This is a genomic window from Stenotrophomonas sp. P5_A8 (assembly GCF_056400545.1).
Map to the genome: position 1 here is coordinate 1 of NZ_JBFULB010000288.1, position 4,848 is coordinate 4,848.

Here is a 4,848-nt window from a genome sequence, read left to right on the forward strand (position 1 = left end):
GCCTGGTCTTCGGCTTTGCGATGATCTGGCATATCTGGTGGCTGGCCATCGTCGGCCTGGTCGGCATGATCGGCACCTTCATCTGGCGCACCTTCGACAAGGACACGGATTACTACGTGCCGGCTGCCGAAGTGGAGCGCATCGAAAATGAGCACCGTCGCCACCTGGTGGCGCAGGGCCTGGTGAAATCGGAGCTGAAGGCATGAGCAGCACTATCCCCACCAACAGCATGAACCATGGGCACGCCGCGCACGCGGCGGCCCACGGCCATGACGAGCACGAGCACCACGACACCGGCGGCAACACCGTCTTCGGTTTCTGGGTGTACCTGATGAGCGACTGCCTCATCTTCGCCAGTCTGTTTGCCACTTACATCGTGTTGTCCGGCGGCACCAACGGCGGCCCCGGCCCGAAGGACCTGTTCGACCTGTCCTTCGTCGCCTGGGAAACCACGCTGCTGCTGGTCTCCTCGCTGACCTTCGGGCTGGGCATGATTGCCCTGCACAAGCACAAGGTCGGGCAGATGTACCTGTGGCTGGGGCTGACCTGGCTGCTGGGCTTCGGCTTCATGATCATGGAAGTGTGGGAGTTCAACCACCTCATCCATGAGGGCTACGGTCCGGACCACAGTGCGTTCCTGTCGGCGTTCTTCGCGCTGGTGGGTACCCACGGTCTGCACGTGAGCGCCGGCCTGCTGTGGCTGCTGATCATGTTCATCCAGATCAAGCAGAACGGCCTGACCCCGACCAACAAGACCCGCATGGCGTGCCTGAGCCTGTTCTGGCACTTCCTGGACCTGATCTGGATCGGCGTGTTCTCCGTCGTCTACCTGAAGGGAGCGCTGTAATGTCCGCACATGACAATCACGCACACGACCACGGTGCCGGCGGCGAGAGCCACGGCAGCGTCAAGTCCTACCTGACCGGCTTCGTGCTGGCGGCGGTGCTGACCATCATCCCGTTCTGGCTGGTGATGCACGGCAACCTGCCGACCTTCACCACCGGCGTCATCATCGTGATCGCCGCGGTGCTGCAGATCCTGGTGCACCTGGTGTTCTTCCTGCACCTGGACCGCTCTTCGGCGCAGCGCTGGAACGTGAGCGCGGCGGCCTTCACGGTCGTGGTGATCGGCATCATCGTGGCCGGTTCGCTGTGGGTCATGCACAACATGAACGTGCATATGATGCAGTAACGTCCTGGCGACATTGCCGGATGCAGAAAGGCCGCCCTCGGGCGGCYTTTTTGTTTGCGTCGATAGGGCGGGATCAACGGCTGCAGTTGCGCGCCTCCGCCGGTTTGGGCGAGCGCTGGCGCGCAACGAAGAAGCAGAGGCTGCGGTGTATTCGTGCCCTTGCTCGGCGCTGCGCCGCTGTTCCGCGGCCACCGACCAGCTGTCCGGGGCGGGGTGTGCGGGTTAGCGGGACCGTGTCCCGCTCACCCGCACGCGCCCGCCCCGTCCAGGGCGCCAAGGACACCGCCTATGCTTGTCTTGAACTGGCGGTCAAAGATCGAAGTCTTACGCCGCCTGCGCCAACCGCAAAAACTCCTCAGCCCCGACCGGCCGCCCCAGGTGGTAGCCCTGCAGCAGATCGCAGCCCATGTCGCTCAGATACTGCCGTTGCCCTGCGGTCTCCACGCCTTCGGCGACGATCCGCAACTGCAGTGAACGGCCCAGCGCGATGATCGACGACACGATCGCCGCGTCTTCGGCGTTGTCTTCCAGATCGTGCACGAACGCGCGGTCGATCTTCAGCTCGGTGGCCGGCATCCGCTTGAGATGCAGCAGGCTCGAATAGCCGGTGCCGAAGTCGTCGATGGAAATATTGACCCCCATCGCCGTCAGCCCATGCAGGATCAGCAGGCTTGCCTCCACGTCCTTCATCGCGGTGGTCTCGGTCACCTCCAGCGTCAGGTGGCGCGGATCGAGACCATGCTTGTCCAGCGTCTGCCTGACCGTGTCCAGCAGCGTGCTCGACGCGAACTGCAGCGGCGACAGGTTCACCGCCATCGACCACTCCGCATGCCCGGCATCGTGCCACTGGCGCAGCTGCGCGCACGCCCGGTCCAGCACCCAGTCACCGAGTGGCAGGATCAGCCCGCTGCGTTCGGCCACCGGAATGAACGTATCCGGGCCAAGCAGGCCCAATTCCGGGTGCTGCCAGCGCACCAGCGCCTCGGCACCGATCAGCGGCTGCCCGCTGGCCGGGAACTTGGGCTGGTAGTGCAGCACCAGCTCGTTGCGGCCGATTGCCCGGCGCAGCTCCTGCAGCAGCTTGAGCTGGCGGTTGGCGCTAACGTGCATCGACTCGGTGAAGAACGTATACCCGTTCCGGCCCGCATCCTTGGTGTGGTACATCGCCGCATCGGCGTGCGCCATCAGCTCGCGCTCGGTCGTGGCATCGGCCGGGTACAGCGCGATGCCCAGGCTGGCGGTCACCTGCAGCTCCAGCGTGTCGATGAGGAACGGCTCGCCCACGCTGGCGATGATCCGCTCGGCCACCACCGCCGCGTCTTCCGGATCGTCCACCTGGAAGACGATGACGAACTCATCGCCGCCCAGCCGCGCGAACGTGTCCTGGCCGCGCAACAGCTTGCTGACGCGCTCGCTCATCTGGATCAGCAGCTTGTCGCCGAGCTGGTGGCCGTAGGCGTCGTTGATCGCCTTGAAGCCGTCCAGGTCGCAGAACATCACCGCGAAGCTGAACTGCCGACGCTGCGCCTTCTCGATCGCCTGTTCGATGCGGTCCTGCAGCAGCATGCGGTTGGGCAGCTGGGTCAGTGGGTCGTGCAGCGCGGCCTGCAGCAGCTTTTCGTTGGCGTGTGCCAGCGAATCGGCGAGCAGGCCGGTGCGGGTGCGCATCTGCCGGTCGAAGACCGAGGACAGCAGCGCGATGCCCAGCGTCGCCAGGGTCGTGACGATGACCAGCACCGCCAACCACTTGGCGTCGATGCCGGCCCCATACGCGGCCCCGCAGATACTGCCGGCCGGGAAGCTGGCCGCCGCCATGCCGGTGTAGTGCATGCCTACGATCGCCAGCCCCATCACCAGCGAGGCCAGGCCGCGCAGCAGGAACGGGCGGCGCTGCTCCAGCCGCAGCCGGAAGGCGATCCACAGCGCCGCACCGGCCGCGCCGATGGCGATCAGCACCGACAGGGTGAACCAGAAGGGGTCATAGTCGATGCCCGGCTGCATGCGCAGCGCGGACATCCCCAGGTAGTGCATGGCCGCGATGCCCAGGCCCATCAGCACCGCGCCGGCGACCAGCCGCATCCAGGGCAGCGCCGGGCGCGAGACCAGCCACAGCGCATAGGCCGAGGCGCCGACCGACACCGCCAGCGAGAACAGGGTGATGCCCAGGTCGTAGCCCACCGGAATCGGCAGGTGGAAGGCGAGCATGCCGATGAAGTGCATCGACCAGATGCCCAGCCCCATCGCGCCCGCGCCACCGGCGAGCCACCAGCGGGCCACACGGCCCTGGGTGCTGGCCAGCCGGCCGGCCATGTCCAGCGCCGTGTACGAGGCGAGGATGGCAACCAGCAGCGAGAAGACGACAAGACTCTGGCTGTAGGTGCCGGTCATGGGAAAAGCCTGGACGAAGTAGGAAAGGGCAATGGCCCGCCGCAGTATCGGCACGGGCGCGGGGAACTTGAGCGCCGCTGGCAGCGCGTCTCGGTTGTTGCGACGCGGCTCGGCTATCCTGCCGGACAGTTGATGAAGTGGAAGTGGACATGGCCAAGCGACTTACCGCCTACGTGTGCAGCGAATGTGGCGCCGAATACAGCAAGTGGCAGGGCCAGTGCACCGAGTGCGGGGTCTGGAACGTGCTGACCGAGATCACGCTGGAAAGCGCGGCGGCGGCCAAGTCGCCGGCCTCGCGCCGTTCCGGCTGGGCCGGCAAGGTCGATGCGCCCAAGATCATGGCGCTCAAGGATGTACAGCAGACCGAACACCTGCGCGTGAGCACCGGCATCGGCGAGTTCGACCGCGTGCTGGGCGGCGGTCTGGTCGAGGGTGCGGTGATCCTGGTCGGCGGCGATCCGGGCATCGGCAAGTCGACGCTGCTGCTGCAGGCGGTGGCCAAGATGGCCGCTACCCTGCCGGTCCTGTACATCACCGGTGAGGAGTCGCTGTCGCAGGTGGCCGGTCGCGCGGTGCGGCTGGATCTGCCGCTGGACAACGTCAACGCGCTGGCCGAAACCCAGGTGGAGGCGATCCTGCAGCACGCCAGCGTGGCCCGGCCGAAGCTGATCGTGGCCGACTCGGTGCAGACGCTGTGGACCGAGTCGCTTACCGCCGCGCCCGGTTCGGTCAGCCAGGTGCGCGAGAGTGCCGCGCGGCTGGTGCGCTTTGCCAAGGAAACCGGCACCGCCGTGTTCCTGGTCGGCCACGTCACCAAGGAAGGCGGCATCGCCGGCCCGCGCGTGCTCGAACACATGGTGGATGCGGTGCTGTACTTCGAGGGCGAGAGCGGCAGCCGCTTCCGCCTGCTGCGTGCGTTCAAGAACCGTTTCGGCGCGGTCAACGAGCTGGGCGTGTTCGCGATGGGCGAAAAGGGCCTGAAGGAAGTCTCCAATCCCTCGGCGATCTTCCTCTCCGGGGGCAGCACCCAGCAGCCGGGCAGCTGCGTGATGGTCACCCGCGAAGGCACCCGCCCGCTGCTGGTGGAAGTGCAGGCGCTGGTGGACACCTCACCGCTGTCCAACCCGCGCCGCGTTGCGGTGGGCCTGGAGCAGAACCGGCTGGCGATGCTGCTGGCCGTGCTTCACCGGCATGGCGGTGTCCTGACCGGTGACCAGGACGTGTTCATCAACGTGGTCGGTGGCATCCGCGTGCAGGAAACCGCGGTGG

At 66.5% G+C, this 4,848-nt stretch carries 4 protein-coding genes and 1 pseudogene; 4 read left to right on the plus strand and 1 reads right to left on the minus strand.

The features are described 5' to 3' along the window. The 3 genes and pseudogenes from AC1DQP_RS16425 to cyoD form a co-directional block, all read left to right on the plus strand. Positions 1 to 206: pseudogene (locus AC1DQP_RS16425) on the plus strand (cytochrome o ubiquinol oxidase subunit I); the annotation flags it as partial. Beyond that, on the plus strand, positions 203 to 847 hold the full coding sequence (cyoC, locus tag AC1DQP_RS16430; protein ID WP_256776420.1) for a cytochrome o ubiquinol oxidase subunit III: 645 nt from the start codon (positions 203 to 205) through the stop codon (positions 845 to 847). The pseudogene AC1DQP_RS16425 and the gene cyoC, both read left to right, overlap by 4 nt. Beyond that, positions 847 to 1,191: a cytochrome o ubiquinol oxidase subunit IV gene (gene cyoD / locus AC1DQP_RS16435; protein ID WP_256776421.1), complete on the plus strand. Its 345-nt coding sequence runs from the start codon at positions 847 to 849 to the stop codon at positions 1,189 to 1,191. Before cyoC ends, cyoD begins: the two co-directional genes overlap by 1 nt. A gap of 324 nt (positions 1,192 to 1,515) precedes the next feature. Here cyoD and AC1DQP_RS16440 read toward each other — a convergent pair whose 3' ends face one another. Continuing rightward, on the minus strand, positions 1,516 to 3,579 hold the full coding sequence (locus AC1DQP_RS16440) for a putative bifunctional diguanylate cyclase/phosphodiesterase (protein ID WP_256776423.1): 2,064 nt from the start codon (positions 3,577 to 3,579) through the stop codon (positions 1,516 to 1,518). Positions 3,580 to 3,728: 149 nt separating this feature from the next. On the opposite strand from AC1DQP_RS16440, the gene radA reads away from it, so the two are divergent. Further along, a partial coding sequence (gene radA, locus AC1DQP_RS16445) for a DNA repair protein RadA (protein ID WP_478052024.1) occupies positions 3,729 to 4,848 on the plus strand: 1,120 nt, incomplete at its 3' end.